General features: G+C 33.0%; 18 protein-coding genes. 5 read left to right on the top strand and 13 right to left on the bottom strand.

The features are described from left to right. Window positions 1–48: 48 nt before the first annotated feature. Together ACJJVO_RS18160 and ACJJVO_RS18165 are read left to right on the top strand one after the other, a co-directional pair. Window positions 49–1179 (top strand): vWA domain-containing protein, encoded by a 1131-nt coding sequence (locus ACJJVO_RS18160; RefSeq protein ID WP_405576701.1) that lies wholly within the window; start codon window positions 49–51, stop codon window positions 1177–1179. 83 nt (window positions 1180–1262) lie between these two features. Further along, window positions 1263–2720, top strand: coding sequence for a magnesium chelatase (locus ACJJVO_RS18165; RefSeq protein ID WP_405576703.1), 1458 nt, complete (start codon window positions 1263–1265; stop codon window positions 2718–2720). 1 nt (window position 2721) lies between these two features. Here the strand turns inward: ACJJVO_RS18165 and ACJJVO_RS18170 are convergent, their stop codons facing one another. The 6 genes from ACJJVO_RS18170 to ACJJVO_RS18195 all read right to left on the bottom strand — a co-directional run bounded on the left by ACJJVO_RS18170 (window position 2722) and on the right by ACJJVO_RS18195 (window position 9728). Then, window positions 2722–3294, bottom strand: coding sequence for a YdeI family protein (locus ACJJVO_RS18170; RefSeq protein ID WP_405576705.1), 573 nt, complete (start codon window positions 3292–3294; stop codon window positions 2722–2724). A gap of 3 nt (window positions 3295–3297) precedes the next feature. Beyond that, on the bottom strand, window positions 3298–4929 hold the full coding sequence (locus ACJJVO_RS18175; RefSeq protein WP_405576707.1) for a M1 family metallopeptidase: 1632 nt from the start codon (window positions 4927–4929) through the stop codon (window positions 3298–3300). Window positions 4930–4931: 2 nt separating this feature from the next. After that, window positions 4932–5276, bottom strand: coding sequence for a hypothetical protein (locus ACJJVO_RS18180; protein ID WP_405576709.1), 345 nt, complete (start codon window positions 5274–5276; stop codon window positions 4932–4934). Window positions 5277–5288: 12 nt separating this feature from the next. Continuing rightward, window positions 5289–6635, bottom strand: coding sequence for a M28 family peptidase (locus ACJJVO_RS18185; RefSeq protein WP_405576711.1), 1347 nt, complete (start codon window positions 6633–6635; stop codon window positions 5289–5291). A gap of 5 nt (window positions 6636–6640) precedes the next feature. Continuing rightward, a complete protein-coding gene (locus ACJJVO_RS18190) occupies window positions 6641–7789 on the bottom strand; it encodes a DUF6265 family protein (RefSeq protein WP_405576713.1) in 1149 nt (382 codons plus the stop codon). A 340-nt stretch (window positions 7790–8129) separates the two neighbouring features. Further along, a complete protein-coding gene (locus tag ACJJVO_RS18195; protein WP_405576715.1) occupies window positions 8130–9728 on the bottom strand; it encodes a nuclear transport factor 2 family protein in 1599 nt (532 codons plus the stop codon). 90 nt (window positions 9729–9818) lie between these two features. Here ACJJVO_RS18195 and ACJJVO_RS18200 point away from each other — a divergent pair, with 90 nt between their 5' ends. Together ACJJVO_RS18200 and ACJJVO_RS18205 are read left to right on the top strand one after the other, a co-directional pair. Continuing rightward, entirely contained in the window at window positions 9819–10205 is a 387-nt protein-coding gene (locus tag ACJJVO_RS18200) for a BlaI/MecI/CopY family transcriptional regulator (RefSeq protein ID WP_405576717.1), read from the top strand. After that, entirely contained in the window at window positions 10198–11637 is a 1440-nt protein-coding gene (locus ACJJVO_RS18205; protein WP_405576719.1) for an N-acetylmuramoyl-L-alanine amidase, read from the top strand. The genes ACJJVO_RS18200 and ACJJVO_RS18205 overlap by 8 nt, the downstream gene beginning before the upstream one ends. Before the next feature lie 88 nt (window positions 11638–11725). On the opposite strand, the gene ACJJVO_RS18210 is transcribed toward ACJJVO_RS18205, so the two are convergent. The 7 genes from ACJJVO_RS18210 to ACJJVO_RS18240 form a co-directional block, all read right to left on the bottom strand. After that, window positions 11726–13534, bottom strand: a complete 1809-nt coding sequence (locus ACJJVO_RS18210) for an acyl-CoA dehydrogenase family protein (protein WP_405576720.1) — start codon at window positions 13532–13534, stop codon at window positions 11726–11728. Window positions 13535–13570: 36 nt separating this feature from the next. Then, a complete protein-coding gene (locus ACJJVO_RS18215; RefSeq protein WP_405576722.1) occupies window positions 13571–13927 on the bottom strand; it encodes a four helix bundle protein in 357 nt (118 codons plus the stop codon). Window positions 13928–13969: 42 nt separating this feature from the next. Continuing rightward, window positions 13970–15160 carry an acetyl-CoA C-acyltransferase gene (locus ACJJVO_RS18220; protein WP_405576724.1) on the bottom strand — a complete coding sequence of 397 codons (1191 nt, stop codon included), beginning with the start codon at window positions 15158–15160 and terminating at the stop codon, window positions 13970–13972. Between the two features lie 5 nt (window positions 15161–15165). Continuing rightward, a complete protein-coding gene (locus tag ACJJVO_RS18225) occupies window positions 15166–17574 on the bottom strand; it encodes a 3-hydroxyacyl-CoA dehydrogenase NAD-binding domain-containing protein (RefSeq protein ID WP_405576725.1) in 2409 nt (802 codons plus the stop codon). Window position 17575: 1 nt separating this feature from the next. Then, window positions 17576–18031, bottom strand: a complete 456-nt coding sequence (locus tag ACJJVO_RS18230; RefSeq protein ID WP_115818333.1) for a MarR family winged helix-turn-helix transcriptional regulator — start codon at window positions 18029–18031, stop codon at window positions 17576–17578. A 137-nt stretch (window positions 18032–18168) separates the two neighbouring features. Beyond that, window positions 18169–18561 (bottom strand): hypothetical protein, encoded by a 393-nt coding sequence (locus tag ACJJVO_RS18235; protein WP_405576727.1) that lies wholly within the window; start codon window positions 18559–18561, stop codon window positions 18169–18171. Between the two features lie 140 nt (window positions 18562–18701). Continuing rightward, entirely contained in the window at window positions 18702–20474 is a 1773-nt protein-coding gene (locus tag ACJJVO_RS18240) for an AMP-dependent synthetase/ligase (RefSeq protein WP_405576729.1), read from the bottom strand. A 250-nt stretch (window positions 20475–20724) separates the two neighbouring features. Between ACJJVO_RS18240 and ACJJVO_RS18245 the strand changes: the two genes are divergently transcribed. Next, window positions 20725–23355, top strand: coding sequence for a chondroitinase-B domain-containing protein (locus ACJJVO_RS18245; RefSeq protein WP_405576731.1), 2631 nt, complete (start codon window positions 20725–20727; stop codon window positions 23353–23355). The last annotated feature ends 25 nt before the right edge of the window (window positions 23356–23380 follow it).

The following is a 23380-nucleotide window of genomic DNA, read 5'->3' on the forward strand; positions in this document are numbered from 1 at the left end:
GTTAATGCTTATTGAAGCGCGTGTAAAAAGCATTATTTTTACATAGCTATGAAACAAAAACTAAATAAATCGGGCTTTGTATTTAAAACTTACGAAGCACCACATCAATCTCCCTTCGAAAAGCTTTTCGAGATTTTTAAAGAATTGATTACACATACTTCTGGTGATTTTGATGAAGCTATAGATTGGTTAAGGGAACTTGATAAAGAATACAAGTTAACCACTCCAGAGTACACCATTGATGATTTCATTGAAGATTTAAAGAATAAAGGTTATATACGAGAAGAACTAGATCCAAACGGAACAGGTGAAGGTGGTATGACAATTACTGCAAAAACGGAACGCGCTATTCGTCAGCAAGCTTTAGATCAAATTTTTGGAAAGATAAAACGGAGCGGTTCAGGTAATCATAAAAGTAAAGGTGTTGGTTTAGGAGATGAACATACGGGCGATTTAAGAGCCTATCAATTTGGTGATGGTTTAGATAAAGTCTCTATGACAGAGAGTCTGAAAAACGCTCAAATCAATAACGGTATAGGTGATTTTAGTTTAACTGAAGACGATTTAGTGGTTGAAGAAACACTTCACAAAAGCCAAATGAGTACAGTGCTTATGATTGATATAAGTCACAGTATGATTTTATATGGTGAAGACCGGATTACTCCTGCTAAAAAAGTAGCTATGGCATTAGCAGAGTTAATTACCACACGCTATCCAAAAGACACTTTAGAAATATTAGTCTTCGGAAACGATGCTTGGCCAATTAAAATCAAAGAATTACCCTATTTAAAAGTGGGTCCATATCACACAAATACGGTTGCCGGATTACAATTAGGGATGGATATGTTACGAAGAAAACGAAACACCAATAAACAAATTTTTATGATAACCGACGGTAAACCAAGTTGTTTGCGTATGCCAGACGGACAATATTATAAAAACAGTAATGGCTTAGATCCCTATATCACTAATAAGTGTTATGCCATGGCACAGCAGGCAAGACGATTACATATTCCTATTACAACTTTTATGATTGCTCAAGATCCTTATTTAATGCAATTCATTAGAGAATTTACGCAAGCCAATAGAGGTAAAGCATTCTACACAGGATTAAAAGGTTTGGGTGAAATGATTTTTGAAGATTACGAAAACAACAGAAAAAAAAGAATTAAAGGATAAAACCAGCTTTTAGCTCTTAGATATTAGCCTTTAGCTCAAATGAGCTCGCTAATAGCTAAATGCTAATAGCCAAAAGCTATAAAATGAAAGATATAAAAACACTAGGAGAATTAAAAAAAGCAGGCTATCAATCAAAATCTATTAAAGATGAATTGAGAGATAATCTCATTGGAAATATAAAGAATAAGAAAACCACGTTTGAAGGTATTCACGGTTATGAAAATACGGTAATTCCAGAATTAGAACGTGCTATTTTGTCTAGACACAATATTAATTTATTAGGATTAAGAGGACAAGCCAAAACACGTTTAGCAAGAATGATGGTGGATCTGTTGGATGAATATATTCCAGTCGTAGAAGGTTCAGAGATTAATGATGATCCTTTAGCACCAATTTCAAGATTTGCTGTAGAATTGATTGCAGAAAAAGGGGATGATACTCCGATAACTTGGTTGCATAGAAGTGATCGTTTTGCGGAGAAATTAGCCACACCAGATGTAACTGTTGCAGATATTATTGGTGATGTAGATCCGATAAAAGCAGCCAATTTAAAATTGAGTTATGCCGATGACCGTGTCATTCATTACGGGATGATTCCACGAGCTAACCGTTGCATTTTTGTAATTAACGAGTTGCCAGATCTACAAGCACGTATTCAAGTGGCTTTATTTAATATTTTACAAGAAGGTGATATACAAATTAGAGGCTTTAAGTTAAGATTACCGTTAGATATGCAGTTTGTTTTTACTGCAAATCCTGAGGATTATACCAATAGAGGAAGTATTGTAACTCCTTTAAAAGATAGAATTGGTTCTCAAATTTTAACGCATTATCCTGAAGATGTAGAAACGGCAAGAACAATTACAGCACAAGAGGCGAAGTTAGATTCTAGACAATCGGAATCTGTTTATGTTCCTGAATTAGCGAAAGACCTTTTAGAGCAAATCAGTTTTGAAGCCAGAGAAAGTGAATACGTAGATGTGAAAAGTGGAGTGAGTGCACGTATGAGTATTACGGCTTTTGAGAATTTACTAAGCACCGCAGAACGTAGAGCTTTAATTGCAGGTGATGATTCAACCGCAGTGCGCTTATCTGATTTTACAGGAGTTATTCCTGCAATTACAGGGAAAGTTGAATTAGTGTATGAAGGAGAACAAGAAGGTGCTGATTTTGTTGCCAATGCTTTAATGGAAGCAGCAGTGAAAACGTTATTTCCTAAATATTTCCCTAAAGTTGAGAAGTTAGAAAAACAAGGTGAAGAAACACCTTATGACGATTTAATTTCGTGGTTTTTTAATGGTAGTGGATTTGAATTGTTAGATGATTTTGATGATGCTACGTATAAAGCTAAATTAGATGAAGTAAAACCTTTAGATGCTTTAATTGCAGATTATCAGCCAGAAATAGATCCTAAAGACGTGTATTTTGAAAAGGAATTTATTCTTTGGGGTTTAACACAGTTTAAAAAATTAAGTAAGTACCGTTATTCTGAAGGCATGCAGTTTAAAGACCCTTATGGAAGTTATATCAGTGGTTTGTAATCTACCGAACATCACGACTTTTAATATTAGCATCGCAGAGTTGAATTATCTCTGCGATTCTTTTTTGTTGCGTAGTTTCTCTTTTTGCTTGATTTAACCAATACAAATAACTTTTTCTATAGCTAGGAGCAAAGTTGAGGTAGTTCTTAAAAGCATTTTTGTTGACATCAAAAGCGTGTTGAAGATTGTTAGGAATAACTCCGTTTTCTACATCATCTAATGTTGTCCAACTGCCATTATCTTTCGCTATTTTAATAGAAATATGACCGCTTTTGTGGATTAAGTTTTCTTTATGTAATTCAATAATATAATTTTTGTTAACTGCACTCCAAACACTTTTAGGTTTTCTTGGACAAAAATATTGTCGCCGTTTTCCATCTCCTAAACTTTTTACGGTAGAATCTATCCAACCAAAACAAAGCGCCACTTTTACGGCTTCTTCCCAACGCATAGAGTCTTTTTTATGATCTACTTTATAGAAAATTAAATGAACGCCTTTTACTGAATCATGATAGTTTAGTAACCATTCGCGCCATTCCGTATCTGTTTTAAAATATAATTCTGGTAATTCCAAAAGTTATAATTTTTTAGAATTCACGTAGAAATCTCTATCTATTTTAAAGTCTTCTGAATTGATTTTTTTAGATTGCCATACTGCTTTTGGAAACAGCCATTCAGATTTGCCGTTAATTTCAACTTGAATAGGCATATCAAAATCCTCAACAATCTCTGTCCAATGATACTTTAGTTCTCCTTTTTTTATTTCATATTCCAATGTCGGAATTTTAGTGGTTCTTAAATATTGATCAAAAAACGCCGTTAAATCAATTTCTGTTTGTTCACTTAAGTAATCTTCAATCTGTTTTGTAGTCACCGTTTGATGGTAAAACTCAGAATTTAAACCACGAAGAATCTGTCTCCATTTTTCATCGTCTTCAATTAACTGACGCAAGGTGTGTAGCATATTAGCACCTTTATAATACATATCACTTGAGCCTTCATTATTTACATTATAGACGCCAATTAACGGTTTGTCATTTTGGATGTTTTTACGTGTACCAATCACATAATCCGCAGAAGCTTCTTTGCCGTAATAATAGTCTAAAAATAAATTTTCTGAATATGATGTAAACCCTTCGTGAATCCACATGTCAGCAATATCTTTATTGGTAATGTTATTGGCAAACCATTCGTGACCAGCTTCGTGGATAATGATAAAATCGAATTTTAAACCCCAACCTGTTCCAGATAGATCGCTTCCTAAATAGCCTTGTTTGTATTGGTTGCCATAGGTTACAGAACTTTGGTGTTCCATGCCTAAATAAGGGACTTCAACGAGTTTAAAACTATCTTCGTAAAACGGATAAGGCCCAAACCAATGTTCAAAGGCTTTCATCATTTTGGGCGCATCCTTAAAATGTTTTTTGGCTATTTCTAGATTATCTTTAAGTACCCAATAATCCATATCTAAATCCCCTTTTTCGCCTTTAAAAACTTCAGAGAAATTGACATAATCTCCAATATTCACATTAACTCCATAATTATTAATTGGGTTGCTAACGAACCAATGCGAAGTGACGGTGTTATTATCATTTTTGACTAATTCTCGAAGTTTTCCGTTAGACACATTTGTTAAACCTTTAGGATTGGTAACACTAATCAGCATACTATCTACTTCGTCGTACATATGATCTTTGTTTGGCCACCAAACACTAGCACCTAAACCTTGACAAGAGGTTGCTATAAAATGCTTTCCATTTTTGTCTTTCTTCCAAGAAAATCCACCGTCCCAAGGAGCACGTTTAGCTTCTCTTGGATGTCCTTTATAATAGACTTCAATAGAATTGATATCTCCAATATTTTGATTTTCAGATAGCGTTATAAAATGTGCGTTCTCTTCATGTTTTACCTCTAGTTCTTTTCCTTCTTGAAGAACCTTTGTTATTTCCATAGGTTGTTGCAAATCAATTTGCATCACCTGATTGTTTTTTAGTACTTTATATTGAATGGTATTTTTACCTGAAATAAATTTGTCTTCAGGTTTTACTTCAATATCTAAATGATAATAGGTTAAATCCCACCATTCACGTTCCGGAGTAATGCTTCCTCTAAGTGTATCTTGTTTAGTGAATTCTCCCTTATCTTGAAGCAATTGGCCTTGTATGGTAGAAAATGTCAATACAAATAATACGAGTAACTTAGTTTTCAATTTTAATTTGTTTTTAATTTCAAGTATTTATAAAACATAAATCCTGCCAAGAATAAATTTAATCCAAGGTACAAGGAACCAAAAATGATAAGGTTGTTATAATTTTGATTAGCAACTTCAAATTCTGATAATTCAGAAATTAATGCTATAACCAGAAATAAATTCAAAGCAATAAAGACAACTGAAATAACTAATCCTAAGGTTTCTTTTTTGCTTATAACAAGATAAATAAGAATAGCTAATAAACCAATAGCGAACGGATTTAAAAGGTTAGAAGTTAAAATCCAATAATAGATAACCGAAACAATTAAAAATAATTCAGGTATTAAGGGTTTGAGTTTAGTCATATTTATTGGTGTTTATCTCATAATTTTATTAGGAAAAACAACAACACTTTCATGTCCATCTACGCTTACAGCTACCACTCCAAAAAAGAAATTATCAATAACAATACCTTCTAAAGTAAACTCGGTTACATCTTCTACATAACGGCTGTGATCCCAAGTTGGCGAAGTGGTATCTCTCCAATAGATTTTATAACCTTTAGCACCTTCAACTTTATTCCATTGTAATTTTGCAGATGCTTCAACAATACCTCCAATACCAACTTCGGTTGGAGATGGTGGAGCAGAAGCAAGGCTAGCCATTGTGATGGCATTGACTGCAGTTAATTTTTTGCAATACGGAAAGTTAACATGCTCAAAAGTATCTCCGTAATTAATTCCGCTTTCTGTTCTAATATCTTGATGTTGTTGAGTATAATTTTCGTGAGCTTCCATAATTCTGATACCAGCAATACCAGCATCATTAAAAGGTCTGTGATGACCACCACGACCAAAACGATCTAAACGATAAACCAGCATTGGATTCATTTCTGGCATATAGGTCTTCGTTGTATTATAAGTATAGCGTGCTAATTGTCGGGATATACCATCAACTTCACCTCCGTAAAATCGTCTAGCTCTAGCTTGACTTGCTAATGCTTCTGGATCTGTTTCTGAGGTGGTAATTGGTTCTGAGAAAATTCGGAAGGTTCTATTATCAATCACTCCGTCTACACCAGAGATATTGCCAATCATGTCATTATTTAGAACTCCAATAATATCCCAATTATTTTCTTTGGCATATTTGGCTAATCCTTTTCCGCCAAACAAGCCTTGTTCTTCACCTGAAAGTCCTACATAGATAATACTATTCTCAAATTTATATTGAGACAACACTCTAGCAGCTTCTAGGGCTCCTGCCATACCTGTGGCATTGTCATTAGCACCTGGTGCATCAGATGTGAAATCATTTGGATCTGAGACTCTCGAATCGATGTCTCCACTCATTATAATAAAACGGTTTGGATATTTGGTTCCCTTTTGAATAGCAACAACATTTACGACATTGACATCGTTTACAATACGTTGATTTTCACCTTTTTTAACAAGGTTAGTTTGATAGAAAACCTCTAAACAATCGTTGCAATTTTTTGAAATAGTTTCAAATTCTGACTTTATCCAACGTCGTGCAGCTCCAATGCCTCTTGTTTTAGAAATAGTATCACTAAGTGTATGTCTTGTTCCAAAATTAACAAGCGTTTGTACATCTTTACGTAAATTATCTTCAGAAATGTTCTCTATTATATCATAGATTTTTTGGTCGGTTTGAGCATAGATTACTGAGGAAAAAAGAATAATAAAAGGCAAAAATAGATATCTCATAATTTTTAAAAACTTAGTCTTAAAGTTCCGAAAATATTTGCATCTATCCAACCGCGATTTTTATCTACACCTTCTACAAAGACAGAACCAATAAAATTTTCTCTCGTTTTACTAGTATCATTATCGCAATAGGCTAAAGCGAATCCCATAACTTTACCAATTTCTAATTTTAATGGTGTATTCTCGGCATCGTCTTTATAAGTGTCATTGAATAACGAAATTTTAACTTCCCAAAGTGTTGTGTTCCCTTTTGTAATATGTTTCGATTCTATATGGGAATTGTACAATTTCCCTGTTTTTTCAGTAGACATATCAACCACATTGCCATCTAAAGCAATATGATAGGCAAACGCATTATGATTAAATTGGTGTTTTCCACCACTATTATCTTCATCTATAAAAACCTCCAAACAATCATCGTCCCACCATGCGACTAATGGATCTGGATTATTGTCAATAAGTATATCATCTTTAATTTCAGCTAAGAGATATAGACCATCCTCTGCCCAAGATAATTTATAACGACCAGAATAGTCTTCTTTAGTGTAAGGGTTTCCAAGCCATAATTCATTTAATGGTAGCCAAATAGTGTGAGACCAAATGTCATCATCAGCTTTTCCATCTATAATTGGTTTGGTTTTCGCTCGTTTAACGTGGATGAACTGATTTATTTGCTTGGGTTTTACAATTGTTTTTTTGTAGTTGAAAGTCACGGTTTCTGTTTTGCCTTTGTCTTTAATATCTACATAGACATTCATTTCAGTAGCACTAACTTTTTCAAAAGACATACCATCAAAAACAACTTTATTTTCCGTGATTTCTTTTAAAGGAAAGTCGATAGTTTCGTCTTTCGTTTCCCAACCTTTAAGGTCTGAACCGAAATGTTTTAATTGAAGTATTAGGGAATTTTCGACTTCACGGATTACTTCTATTTCGTAGAAAGTTACTTTTCCGTCGTTAATTAATTTAAATGTTGCCATCATGGATCCACCAGAAGGTTCGCTCCATATTTCTTCAGTGATGCCACCAAAGGCTTCACCATGCCAGGTGCCAGCAATCCATGCAATGTTTTCTAGTTTGGGCTCAAGAACTTTACTTGTTTGTGCTTTACTAGTTAAGGTAAAAGTAATTAGAAAGATCAGTAAGAGTTTCATCGAGTTTGTTTTAATATTATCAAGTAAATATAAAAATTACATGGTACAAACCGGTTATAAATAAAATAATAAGTCCAAGTGCCAATAGGCTCATAGCACGTTTAACAATTTTAAATTTTCAATCGGATATTTTTGAAATGATAAAAAAACATGGCCAATGTAGGTCTAAAACCATCGGAGACTCTCGTCTAGCGATTCAGCTTTTCCTTTTTGATTTTTAAATTCACTTTATTGTATTAAAACCCAAAATAGTCTATTGCGGTTAGTTTCAGAAAGTAAAGACGTATAGGTAGTATTTGGTTGTGTAACTATTTGTCTATAAAAGTATTAAGATGTTACATTATTGTATAAAAGTAACTCTAGAAATTAATCCGTTTTGAATTTCATAAATAGCAATAGCATAAATTGTTTTTCCATTAACTAGTACCTTTTCTTTATCAATCACTTTATTACCTATTACAATTCTATTAACGATTTCTGCATTAAGATCAGGAGTGCTCTTAAAAAAAGCAGCATATTGGTTTTTTAAAGCTTCATGTCCTTCTGTATTTAACGTGTAAGGAAATGTAAATAGCATAACATCATCAGCATAAGTTTTTACAAAGCCATTAATATCTCTGTTGTTATAAACTTCTAGTTGCTCGTCTACAATATATTCAGGGTTAGCATCTGTTTTAGAGTTGCTAATAAAGGTCATTATTTTAATATTATCAGCATCAGTTTCATAAATAGTAACCTGTCTACTAGTGGTATTATCTATAGTTACCAATTCTTCATCAATCACCATATTTTTATGTGTCATTCTATTGATAACCTTAACGTGTGATTTTTTATTTTTTTTGAAAAATAAGCGGTAATGCTCTCTTAACATATTACGGCCAGAATACATTTTTGCTCTAGGAAATCTATTAACAAGTATATTGGAGTCAAAAGTGTACACAAATTCATCTAATTGTCTATTGTTAAATGGTTCAATGTGTTTTTGAACAATTTTTATAGCATTTTCTTCCATTGCAATTCTGGTAGCATCAGAATTATCTACAATGGTTTCCTCAGCAATTTCAGTAGCAGTTGTATCAACAATAATATCTCCTGTTAAAAGTAGTTTTGTTCCAGAAGCATTAGTGGCTAAACGAGTGATTTTTGTAACTCCGAAAGTGGATAGATCTGCTATTTTTTTCCAATTATTATCTTTTTGAAGTCTTAATTTATAAAGTATATTGTCTTTTCCTAGAAGGAGTGTTTTACTATTTAACCAACAAATATCTTCAACACCCTTAAGTGTGTTGGCAATAATTTTGACTTTACCGGTCTTTGGATTTAAAGATTTAATTTGCCATTGGTTTTTATTTGTTTTTGAAATAAAACTTACTAAATCAGAATCTGGAATTTTGTGAAATGAACGCCCAACATTTGACGTTATTTTTTTGTTTGTACCTGTGGTTAGATTTGATACATATAAGTTAAGTTGGTCATTTTCTATCACTGCAGAAACAATGGTGTTCTCGTCAAACCAAGTATAATATGCTACGACTAAATCTTTAATAAGTTCAGAAGATTTGCCATTGCTTAAGCTATAAGCATATAAACGCTGTTTGCCATCTTTATCTAATCTTACTGCCGAAAACTCGTGCTTGTTAGGGATTTTTAAAGGTGAATATTCGCTTCCTTCAGAAAAATTAATCCAAATTTTACCGTTATATCTCGTATCGTACTTGGCAATATCTGTTTGTTCATTTCTAGTTGAAGGAAACACAACATAGCGATCATCTAAAAATGAAGGTTGACTATCGTAGCCTATGTTATTAGAAATGTTCATGCCGTTTTTAACTGAAATTGTTGTGCTTGTAGCTTCTATATCAAATAAAAATATTTCGGTATCAGTTTGTGAGATAGCGATTAATGGTAATAAAAGTAAGGATATGAATAAATAGCGCATTGTAAAATAGTTTGTTTAAAGATAGAAATTTTATGAGTCATTTGCATATTAATTTTTTATTACTACATTTGTAGTATTAAAACTATAATTGTGGATATAAAACAACTAAATAAATCTGAACTTCAAATTATGAAGTATCTATGGATGCTTGAAAAAGGATTTATGAAAGATATTGTAGAGAAATTTCCTGAGCCAAGACCAGCTTATACAACTATTTCTACGTTGTTAAAACGTATGACAGATAAAGATTATATTGGTTTTGAACGTTTAGGTAGAGACAAACAATATTTTCCTATTCTTAAAAAGAACGATTATTTTACGAAACAAGTTAATGGAATGATTCAGCATTTTTTTAATGATTCTAAAGCACAATTTGCGTCGTTTTTTACTAAAAATGCGGATTTATCTATGCAAGAGTTAGAAGAACTTCAGGTTTTATTAAAACAGAAAATGGATCAAAAGAAAGCCAATGATTAGTTATTTCGTTTATACCATTATTAGTTTAGGCTGTTCTTACGCGGTATATTTCTTATTACTTAGAAGACAAAAAACATTTCAGTTTAATCGGTTTTTTCTTTTAAGCGCTTTGGTGCTATGTTTTGTAGCTCCATTTTTAGAATTTGAACTATTTAAAGCCGTTCCAAGCATTACACAAATTCAGTTAGATAAATTTACTGAGACAAACGTTATAATAGATACTGTAGATAATGTCACAATAGGAGAGGAGGTAATTGTTAATCCTTATCGTGCCAATCCAGTTAAGATTATTTATGGCCTAATTTCTTTTTTATTCATCATTCGATTTTCAAGGAATCTACTTCAGATATACAAACTTACTAGATTGGAATATGAAACAATAGGCCATCTTAAACTAATAAAAATTCAGGACTCTAATATGGTGTCTAGTTTTTTCAATTATATGTTTATTCCTAAATATCACGCACTATCTATAGGTGATTACGAAAGTATTATTGCACATGAAACTGTACATAGTGAAGAATTACATACGATAGATATTATACTATTAGAATTATTGAGTTGTGTGTTTTGGTTTAATCCATTTATCTGGTTGTATAAGAAAGCAGTCTTACAAAATCACGAATTTATCGCTGATGAAAAGTCCGTCTTATCAGGCATTGATATTGAAAATTATTCTAATACCATTATCAATTTAGGACAAAAGGAAAACCGTGTTCCTCTAACTAGCGGATTTAATTTCATTCAAATCAAAAATCGAATTATTATGTTACATCAATCAAAATCGTCAGTATTCAATCGTACTTTAAAAATTACCTCAGTCATTTTTCTTTTTACAGGTATTTTTGCACTTAGTTCTTGTAAAGATATAGATGATACATTATCTAGTGAGCCATTAGTGGTTGTTATAGACGCAGGACATGGAGGAAAAGATTCAGGGCATTTAAGCGAACATGAAGTTGAAAAGACAATTATTCTTCAGATTACAAATTTATTAGCCTCCCTTAGCGATGACAAGGTTGAAATTGTATTAACTCGGAATAATGATGAGTTTTTGGAGTTAAGTGAGCGAGCAGATTTTATAAACAATATAAAACCAAACTTGTTTTTAAGTTTACATTGTAATGCGCATAGTGATGTGTCTATCCGCGGAACAGAAGCTTATTTCAATCCTAAACATCAAGATGCTGAAACTAGTTTTAAATATGCAGATGTTTTAATTGAGCACCAACTAGATAATTTTTCTAGTAGAGGTGTTAAAGAAGCATCAGGATTTTATCTTTTAAAGAATACAACAGTTCCTGGAGTATATCTAGAGTTAGGTTTTCTTACCAATGAAAGAGATAGGGTAGTGCTTACCGATAAAAGTGAACAATTAAAAATTGCAAAATCTATATACGAAGGGTTATTAGAAATTAGAAATAGTAACTAAACTAAAAAAGCCAATTCAATCCAACTATTACATTGGAAGAATTGGCTTTATAATTAGAATTATTTGAGTTAGTCTAATTATTGTAATATTAGAAGCAGTATTTGTTTTCTGCTTTTACTTTTTCTGCAATTTCTATACGTAAATCTACAATATCTGGATAGTTAGCATATTTTGTGAAACGTTTAAGTCCCATTAACATCATACGTTGTTCATCGCCTTCAGCAAAAGAAATAATACTTTCCTTTCCTTTTTCTTCTACGATATCTACAGCGTGATATAAATATAATTTAGCCATTGCGATTTGAGCAGATTGCTCTTTTTCGCTAGTACGTTTCACGTTTTTCTCTGTTCTTAAAATTGCAGATTCTGCCATGTAGATTTCAATTAAGATATCTGCTGCAGCAATTAATAATTGTTGGTGCTCTTCTAGTTGAGGTCCAAATTTTTGAACAGCTCCACCAGCAACCATTAAGAATGTTTTCTTAAGTTTTGCAATCATTTGCTTTTCTTCAGAAAATAATTCAGAATAATCAGGAGTTTCAAATGAAGGAATACCCATTAATTCTTCTTGTACTTTTGAAGCAGGACCTAATAAATCAACATGACCTTTCATTGCTTTTTTAACTAACATGCCTACAGCTAACATTCTGTTGATTTCGTTAGTACCTTCATAAATACGAGCAATACGTGCATCTCTCCAAGCAGCTTCCATTGGTGTTTCTTCAGAGAATCCCATACCACCAAAAATTTGGATACCTTCATCTGCAGCATTTTGTACATCTTCAGAGACTGCAACTTTTAAGATAGAACACTCAATAGCGTATTCTTCAACACCTTTAAGTTCTGCTTCTTGATGCGAATTACCTGCAGCTTCACGCATAGCGATTCTGTCTTCAATATTTTTAGCAGCTCTATAAGTTGCAGATTCACCAGCATAAGCACTTGCAGCCATTTCGGCTAACTTTACTTTAATAGCTCCAAAATCTGCAATAGGTGTTTTAAATTGTTTACGTTCTTTAGCATAATTTACAGCCGTAGTTAAAATACGACGCTGAGAATCTAAACAAGCAGCAGCTAATTTAATACGACCAACATTAAGAGCATTCATCGCAATTTTAAATCCTTCACCACGACCAGCTAACATGTTTTCTACTGGTACTACAGTATCGTTAAAAAATACTTGACGTGTAGAAGAGGCACGAATACCTAATTTATGTTCTTCTTCACCTAAAGTAATTCCATTTGGATTTTCCCCATCATACTCAACGATGAATCCTGTGATATTTTTATCATCTTCAATACGAGCAAAAACAATCATTAAACTACAGAAACCTGCATTTGAAATCCACATTTTTTGACCGTTAATTTTATAAGATTTTCCGTCATCTGAAAGTGTAGCTATTGTTTTACCAGAATTAGCATCAGATCCAGCACCTGGTTCTGTTAAACAGTAAGCGCCAAACCACTCACCTGAAGCTAATTTTGGTACGTATTTTTGTTTTTGCTCTTCTGTTCCGTACAAAGTAATTGGCATGGTACCAATACCTGTATGCGCACCAAAAGCGGTACTAAAAGAACCTGTTCCGCTTGAAATATAGTCACAGGTTAATACTGTAGATACAAATCCCATTCCCATTCCACCATAAGCTTCAGGAACAGCAACACTTAAAAAGCCCATATCACCAGCTTTGCGCATTACTTCTTCAGTTAAAGCATAGTCTTTAGCTTCAAATCTTGGTTTGTGTGCAATAATTTCACGATCGTTGAATTCCATTACGGATTCTTTCATCATGGTTTGCTCTTCTGAAAAATCTTCAGGAGTAAACACATCTTCACAATTTGTTTCTTTTACTAAGAATTGACCACCTCTTAAGATGTCTTTTTCTAAATCTGCCATTTTTTTATTAGATTTTAAGATTTCTAGAACCAAGAATCAAGACAGCTTAAGTCCGGATTTGAAGCTTGAAATCATTTTTTGTATTTGTTTTATTTTGTCTTCTAATTCTTTAAATTTTTCTTCTGAAATATAACTTTCATTAAAAGCGATATTCAGTTGTGTTTCCCATTCAAAAGCAGAATTTAAACTATGCTCTAAATAATTAGCAAATTGTTTATCTGAACTTTTACTTGTTCCTTCAGATATATTTGAAGGAATAGACACAGCACATCTATTCATTTGATTGATTATGCCATACGTTTCAAACTTTGGAAAACTTCTAGTGATTTTATAAGATTCTGAAACTAATGCCATGCTTTCATTCCAAATTTTTAGCTTATTGAAATTATGCATGGTTTCTAGTTTTCTTAATCTCGTTTCTAAGCGTCTTGATTCTTAATTAAGGAATTCAAATATTCCACAAGCACCTTGACCTGTACCAACACACATGGTTACTGCTCCGTATTTTCCTTTCATGTTTTGCTTACGCATTTCATCAAAAAGTTGTACAGATAGTTTTGCACCTGTACATCCTAATGGATGACCCAATGCAATGGCACCACCATTTACGTTAATAATATCTGGGTTAAGACCTAATTCTCTAATTACTGCTAAAGATTGAGAAGCAAAAGCCTCATTCAACTCAATTAAAGATAAATCGTCTTGTTTTAAACCTGCTTGTTTTAATGCTTTTGGAATTGCTTTTACTGGTCCAATACCCATAATACGAGGCTCAACACCTGCAGCTGCATAGTTTACCATTCTTGCAATTGGTTCTAAACCTAGTTCTTTTACCATGTCTTCACTCATTACCATTACAAAAGCAGCTCCATCACTCATTTGTGACGAGTTACCAGCTGTAACACTTCCACCAGCAGCAAATACGGCTCTTAATTTTGCTAAAGCTTCTTTGCTAGTTCCTGCACGAGGTCCTTCATCTTTCGTTACGGTATAAGATTTTGTAGCTTTCTTTCCGTTTGCATCAATGTAAGTTTGTTCTACTTCAATGGGTACAATTTGATCTTGAAAACGATTTTCAGCTTGTGCTCTTAAGGCTTTCATATGCGAATTATATGCAAACTCATCTTGGTCTTCACGAGATACTTTAAACTGTTTTGCAACAGCTTCTGCAGTATTTCCCATTCCCCAATAATAATCTTCATGACCAGATTTTACGATATCGTAGTTTAATTCTGGTTTAAAACCTGTCATTGGTACGCTACTCATACTTTCTGCTCCACCAGCAATAATACAATCTGCCATTCCGGCTTGTATTTTTGCCGTAGCCATCCCAATTGTTTCTACTCCAGAAGAGCAAAAACGGTTGACCGTTACACCAGGAACATCCACAATATCTAATCCCATTAATGAGATTAAACGTGCCATATTTAATCCTTGAGAACCTTCTGGCATTGCATTACCAACAATAACATCGTCAATACGCTTAGGGTCTAAACCTGGCAATTCCTTCATCATATATTTGATGGTTTCGGCTGCCAATTCATCTGTTCTTTTAAAACGGAACACGCCTTTTGGTGCTTTACCAACTGCGGTTCTATATGCTTTTACTATATATGCTGTTTTCATTTTTCTTAGTTTCTTAACGGTTTCCCTTTGGTTAACATGTGCTGAATACGTTCTAAAGTTTTACGTTCTGTACATAAACTTAAAAAAGCTTCACGCTCTAAATCCAATAAATATTGTTCTGTTACGCGTGTTGGTTCAGATAAATCTCCACCAGCCATTACGTAAGCTAATTTATTAGCGATTTTCATATCGTGTTCAGAAATGTAGTTAGAGTCTTCCATAGAGTCTGTTCCTACTAAAAACATACCTAATGCTTGCTTACCAAGAACTAAAACGTCATCTCTTTTTACGGGTTGTGTGTACCCTGAATTAGCCATTAACAAAGCATGTTGTTTTGCAACTGCTATTTGACGGTCTTTGTTTACAACCACAACATCTTTTCCTTTTTGTAATAAGTTTAAGTCGAAAGCTTCGTAAGCAGAAGTAGATACTTTTGCCATACCAATCGTTAAGAAATGTTCTTGTAAAACGTTTAATTGTACATCACCTTTATGGAAAAGATCTTGTGCTCTTAAAGCCATTTCTTTAGAACCACCACCACCAGGAATAACACCAACACCAAACTCTACAAGTCCCATGTATGTTTCTGTTGCTGCAACTACTTTATCTGCGTGTAATGATAATTCACAACCACCACCTAAAGCCATGCCGTGAGGCGCAGAGATAGTTGGGATAGAAGAATAACGCATACGCATCATTGAATCTTGGAAGTATTTAATAGCCATGTTAAGCTCATCATATTCTTGTTCTGCAGCCATCATAAAAATCATTCCGATGTTTGCACCAACAGAGAAGTTTGCTGCTTGGTTACCAACTACTAATCCGGCGAAATCTTTTTCGGCTAAATCAATAGCTTTATTCAATCCAGCTAAAACATCTCCACCAATAGTGTTCATTTTAGATTGGAATTCTAGGTTAAGGATGCCGTCACCTATATCTTCGATAACAACACCAGAGTTTTTAAACACTTCGTTTGTTTTTCTGATATTATCAAGGATGATGAAACTGTCTTGACCAGGTATTTTAGTTTGTTTTTTAGAAGCGATATCATAAAAATAAGAAGCGCCTTCTTTTACAGAATAGAAAGATGTGTTACCAGAAGCAATCATCTCATTAACCCAAGCAGCAGGTTCTAAACCTTCAGCTTTCATTAATTCTATACCTTTTTCTACACCAATAGCATCCCAAATTTGAAAAGGTCCGTGTTCCCAACCAAAACCAGCTTTCATAGCATCATCAATCTTGTAAAGCTCATCTGAAATTTCTGGAATACGATTAGATACGTAAGCAAATAATGCTGTGAAGCTTTTTCTGTAAAACTCACCAGCTTTATCTTTTCCTTTTACTAATACTTTAAAACGGTCTACAACTTTATCAATCGTTTTCGTTAATTCTAAAGTTGCAAATTTTGCGCGTTTAGCAGAACGGTATTCTAATGTGTTTAAGTCAAGAGAAAGAATTTCTTTTTTCCCTTCAGCTGAAACTGTTTTTTTATAAAAACCTTGTCCTGTTTTGCTTCCTAACCATTTGTTTTCCATCATAGTATTGATGAAATCTGGTAATTCAAATAACTCTAAACGTTCGTCGTTAGGACAGTTTTCTCTAATACCATTGGCTACGTGAACCAAAGTATCTAAACCTACAACATCAACTGTACGGAAGGTTGCCGATTTTGGACGACCAATAACTGGACCAGATAATTTGTCTACTTCCTCAATCGTTAAATCTAAATCTTTAACCGTATGAAATAAACTTTGTATGCTGAAAATACCAACTCTGTTTCCGATGAAAGCAGGTGTGTCTTTAGCAACAACAGATGTTTTTCCTAAGAATTTTTCTCCATATTCATTTAAAAACTCAAGAACAGACGCATCAGTTTTTGGTCCAGGAATAATTTCGAATAATTTTAAGTAACGTGCTGGATTAAAGAAGTGCGTTCCGCAGAAATGCTTCTGGAAATCTTCACTACGACCTTCACTCATAAATTTTATTGGAATACCAGATGTGTTAGAAGTAATTAACGTTCCTGGCTTACGGTATTTCTCTAAGTTTTCAAACACCATTTTTTTGATGTCTAATCTTTCCACTACAACTTCCATTATCCAATCGACATCTCCAACTTTAGCAATGTCATCCTCTAAATTACCTGTAGTGATTCGACTTGCAAAAGATTGACTGTAAATAGGAGAGGGTTTCGATTTTAAAGAGGCTGTTAAGGCGTCATTTACTAATCTATTCCTTACAACTTTGTCCTCTAAGGTTAAACCCTTAGCTTTTTCTTTGTCGTTTAGTTCTCTAGGAACAATATCTAATAGTAATACGTCTACACCAATATTGGCGAAGTGACACGCGATACCAGATCCCATAATTCCGGAACCAATAATCGCAACTTTTTTAATTCTACGTTTGCTCATATTATTTTAAAATGTGTTCTTTTTTATTATATATCTGTTTATTTGAAATCATATTATTAATAACTTCAGCTACTTTCTGAAAATTGGCTAACTCTTCTGCAGAAACATTTGCTTTAATAGTTTCATTAAAAGTCAATACTTTTTCTTTAGAATAGTTTCTTTTTTTTCTTCCAAATTCGGTTAAAAAGATTAAAACACCTCTACCATCCTCTGGATTAGGTTTGCGTTCTATTAACCCTTTTTCCTCCATAGTTTTTAAGGTTCTAGAAAGACTAGTTGCTTCCATTCCCATTTTTGGTCCTAAAGATGTTGAAGGGGTTCCTTTTTCTGGATCTATACTTAATAATGCAAATCCAGTAGCCATTGTAGTTCCAAATTGTGAAGCTTCTTCGTTATACATTTTGTTAACTGCTAACCATGTGGTTCTCAGTATATAATCTATTGTTTTATCTTTCATGCAATGTGATTGGTTACCAAAGATAGTAAAAAATACTATGCACGCATAATAAATTAAGAAAATATTATATTGATGATACTTCAATAATTGTATCGAATAATTTTTAGAAGTCTATTTTTAAGGCATTTATTTTGCGATTATCGTACTTTGTTGTTAATGAAGCCAATTATTCCTCCTGTAATTGCTGTAATACAAATTGACACAGCAATATCTAACGTAAATAGTTCGGTTGTAATAGATGTGTCCATTGCCATTTTTGTAAAACCAGAAGTTAATGCTATAAATAAACCAAAGAAACCACCTGCTTTTGCTCCTGTAGAAATGGTAGAAATTTGCGCCCAACGATTATAAAAATAAGACAAGAAAAATCCTAGAGCTAAGCAACCTAAAAATAAATAAATGAACGCTCGCTTACTTTCATTTGGTTGTGCGAAGTAATCTGCTAGGATAATTCCATAACTCAACGAGCTAAGTAGCCAATTGGTGATGCCTCCACAAATGCCAGCAACGATAAATGTCTTGGTTTTCATAATCTTAGGATTTAGCGGTTGATTTACTCTAAGATATGAAATTTAATGTAAAGTGTTTTATATCAACGATTAAGCGTTTTTAATTCTCGATTAATCCTAATATTTCAGATGATTTTACTCCAAGTTTTAACTTCAAAATATTACGAACGGTAGATTTTGTCGTAAAGATCTTGATAAATGTCTTTTATGATGGCGCGTTTCATTTTCATAGTAGGAGTAAGGTGTCCACCATCAATAGACCAAACATCTGGTGTGAGTTCAAAACGTTTAATTTGTTCCCATTTACCAAAATGTTTATTGTATTTATCAATTTCTTGTTGAATACGCTTAATTACAATATCTGAATTTGCAATTTCAGCATCTGTTTTACCAACATTGTGTTTTTTTAAATCTATCCAATCTCGAATAAAATCAAAATTTGGTTGAATTAAAGCTGCAGGCATTTTTTCACCTTCTCCAATCACCATAATTTGTTCTATGAAAAGAGACTGCTTCATATCGTTCTCTAAGAGTGGTGGAATCACATATTTTCCACCAGAGGTTTTAAACATTTCCTTTTTTCTACCTGTAATTTTTAAGAAGCCTTCTGCATCAATAATACCTTTATCTCCTGTATGAAAATAATCTCCAGACATTACGCTAGCCGTTTTTTCTGGGTCTTTATAATAGCCTAACATTACGTTTGGTCCCTTTATTAAGATTTCTCCATCGTCTGCAATTTTAACTTCAACATTATCAATAGGTTTACCAACTGTAGCGACTTTGTATCCATGATTTTTATACATTCCAACTGCCACAACTGGTGATGTTTCAGTTAAACCATATCCTTCCATAACTTGCATTTTGGCAGCTCCAAAAATTCTTGCTAATCTTGGTTGTAAAGCAGCACTACCAGAAACCATTGTGCCTAATTCTCCACCAAGCGCTTCACGCCACTTGGTAAATATTAGTTTATTGGCTATTTTTAATTGAAATTCGTACCAACCACCATTTGCACCATAAGGTTCCCAACGTTCAGCTAATCTTACTGCCCAAAAGAATAATCCTTTTTTGATACCAGATAATTCTTCTCCTTTAAACATTATTTTATCAAAAACTTTTTCAAGTAATCGAGGAACAACACTCATTAGGTTAGGTTTAATTTCTTTGGCATTGTCACCAATTTTATCAATGCCTTCAGCAAAGTAAATAGATGTGCCAGCATATTGATAAACGTAAATTAATAGACGTTCAAAAATGTGGCAAATAGGTAAAAAACTTAATATGCGTGTTTCACCTTCTTTTAATGGTACTCTAGGCGAACTGTCTAAAGCGTTACTGGTAATATTCCAATGCGATAGCATCACTCCTTTTGGTCTTCCTGTTGTTCCTGAAGTATAAATTATTGTTGCTAAATCTTCAGGTTTTACGGCATCTTTTCGTGCTTCAACTTCTGGTTGATTACTTTGGTCTTTACCAAGTTCTAATAATTCAGAATAATGCTTACAACCTTCAATATGATTAAAAGAATATACCTCTTTAATTTTTGTGTTAGCTTGTACTTTTCTAACTTTTTCTAAAACATCTTTATCAGAAACAAAGCAATATATAGATTCACTATGGTTTAAAACATACTCATAGTCTTCTGCAGAAATAGTTGGATATATAGGAATATTTTGAGCTCCAAGTTGGAGTATTCCAATATCCATTATATTCCATTCTGTTCTATTTGTAGTAGAAATAACTGCAATTTTATCATTTTTTTGAATACCAAGCCTTAATAAAGCTCTACTAATAGCATTCGATTTATCAATGTATTCTTGCGTGGAAGTTGCTTCCCATTTTCCATCGTATTTGGTAACCAATGCTTTAGCGTTTGGTTTATGTTCTAATTGGTAATATGGAAAGTCAAAAAGTCTAGTTACTTGTGTCATTTATGTAAAGCTATTATAACATTGCAAATTATGAAAATAAAAGGGATTTTCAAATATGGCAACTAAAAAGAAGTAACTTATTAAAAAAAGCCTTTGTTTTTTGCTAAATCTTCAATAAGCGCGTTAAAATAATTTAATTATTAAGTTTTTTTTTCTACTTTTAAATCATTCTAACTGGTTAACCAGATTGGTAATCCAATTTTTTTAATCATATACTAAATTAAATAAAAACTAAATAACTTTAATGCTTATGAAAACTTTTTACAATCTTAAGTCCCAATGTATTTTTACGTTTATAGTTTTAATGTTGTCTACGATTGGTTTGTATTCGCAAACCACATATAACGTAGCTAATCTTGATGATATAGACGCTCTCGAAGATTTGTTTGATACACTTGCTGCTGGTGATACTGTTATTTTAGCAGATGGAGTTTATTCTACAGATGAAAGAATTAAATTTTCGCCAACAACTGGTACTGCAGCCATGCCAATTACATTTAGAGCACAAACTCCAGGAGGTGTTAAATTTACAGGTGGTTTAAATATGAGTATTGGTGGAGATCATGTTATTATTGATGGTTTTCATTGGCAAGGAGGTTATGGATCTAGTAAAGTGGTTGAATTTAGAGATGGTGAAGACTATGCTAATTATAGTATAATGCAAAATTGTGCTATGGATGGTTTAGGAATTGATCCAGATGATATGGAAACAGGTACAAGCGTTAAACATAATTGGGTAATGCTTTATGGAACATACAATACCGTAATTAACTGTTCATTTATGAATAAAATTAGTTCTGGTAATATGGTTTTAGTAGAATTGGCTTACAATGCTTATCCTCCAGTAGACGATGGTGAGCCTGAGGTTAATACGAGTTGTGACATCGTAGGACATACAATTAGTAATAATTATTTTTATAATTATGAAAAAATTGATGCGTCGTTAACCAATGCTGGAGATAGTGAGACTATACGTATTGGTACAAGTTCTTATCAAAATGTGGATAGTAGTACTATGGTTAGTAACAACTATTTTGTAGAAGCTGATGGTGAAAATGAAATTATTACCAATAAAAGTAAAAACAATTCTTACATTAATAACACTTTTAGAAGATGTAGAGGTTCTTTGGTGTTAAGACACGGTTCTAACGCTACAGTTGATGGAAATTATTTTTTAGGTGAAGATGTTGATGGCACTGGAGGCATTAGGATTGTAGACAGTGAACATACCATAACTAATAATTATATTCAAGATTGTATTACAGTTATTGATCAGGCTAAGTGGAATAATGGAATAACGTTTTTAGGTGGAAGTGCTAATAATTCAGTGCCTTGTACTTCTGATAATAATTCTAGTGATTATCAAAAAGTTGAAAATATCAATCTTTCTAATAATACTATTATAAATACAAATGCTCCTTTATTTTATAATACGGATAAAGGATCAACAGATCCTACAGGAACAGTTGCTAATAACTTAATCTACTTTACAACAGGTAATGCTAATATATCAGATGTTATTTCTGGTGATACAGCATCATCGTATGCTGATCTTGGTACAACTTTAGCATATTCAGGAAACGTTTATACAGGAAGCGCTTTAGGAGAATCTAATGGAGGTTTCTCAGAAGAAACAGGAATTGCAGCAACTGCAGATGGAGAAATATTTACTTTTTCGGGTGCAGGAGCAACAGGTAAAGGAGCAGATATGGGAGTTTACGAACCTACAACAGATGATATGGTAGGCTACGGAATTGGTGCTTGTTTTTTAAATAATTTAGGAGGTAATATTACTGATGGAGATTGTACTATAGAAATACCTGAGTCTTTAACGATTGGTAGTTTACCAACACTTGCTCCTGATGCAAACAGTTATGATATTTCTATTTATGCAAATGTGAGTTGGACGGCAATGTCTAACGATAGTTGGATATCTATTGATGTTAGTTCTGGTAATGGTGATGCAACAGTTTCTATTACTGTAACTGAAAATACAGATACTACTAGTAGAACTGGTTCAGTAACTTTTACACAAGATTCTGGTGGTAGTGATATTGTAAGACAGTTAAATGTAACACAAGATGGAGCAGATTTAACAGATTTGTATGATCTTATTAATACAGGCGTTGAGGGTGAAGATCCTGTTTTTGTTCATTCTTTTTCAAAAGAAGAAGTAAACGGTGTTGACAAATTTAATTACGCAACAAATACTTTAGACAAAGATAATAGCTCTGTTTGGGCTGCCGACGATGGCGAGGTTTTATCTGGAGATTATAAAGGTGATGGTGAGTATATTATTTATGATTTGGCTAGTATTTATGCTCTTAATTTAATTCAATTTACTACTACTAATAAATCCGATGCGTTTGGTTTTCAAGTTTTGGTATCTACTACAGGAACTGATGAGTCAGATTTTTCTATTGTACTGCCAGTAACAGGTGATTTATTATTAACAGCTACTAATACTACAGATTTTAACTTATATGAAGTAGATGATAATGCACGTTATGTGAAATTATTAGGTTATGGAAGATTTAATAGTGCAGGTGATTCTAGAGCAAGTCCATGGAATGCAGTTGGAGAAATTGAGTTTTTTGGTTCTGAAGTTTTATCTGTAGATGACGCTGATTTACAAAATAATGTAACCATATATCCTAATCCTGTTCGAGATAATGTAAATGTAAAAGTTCATAATTCTACTAATATTCAGTCTTATAAATTGTATAATCTAGATGGCAGACTAATAATGGAATCGAAGTTAGACGTTGATCATTCTACATTTAATATTGATGTATCAAAAGTAGTGAGTGGTACTTATATCTTAAATTTATCTAGCGACAATGGTAGAACTGTCTCCAAAAGAATAATAGTTTCTAATTAAAACAGTAATAGTTGATTTTAAAAAA

Source organism: Winogradskyella sp. Asnod2-B02-A (genome assembly GCF_045063645.1).
In the GTDB taxonomy this organism is placed as follows: domain Bacteria; phylum Bacteroidota; class Bacteroidia; order Flavobacteriales; family Flavobacteriaceae; genus Winogradskyella.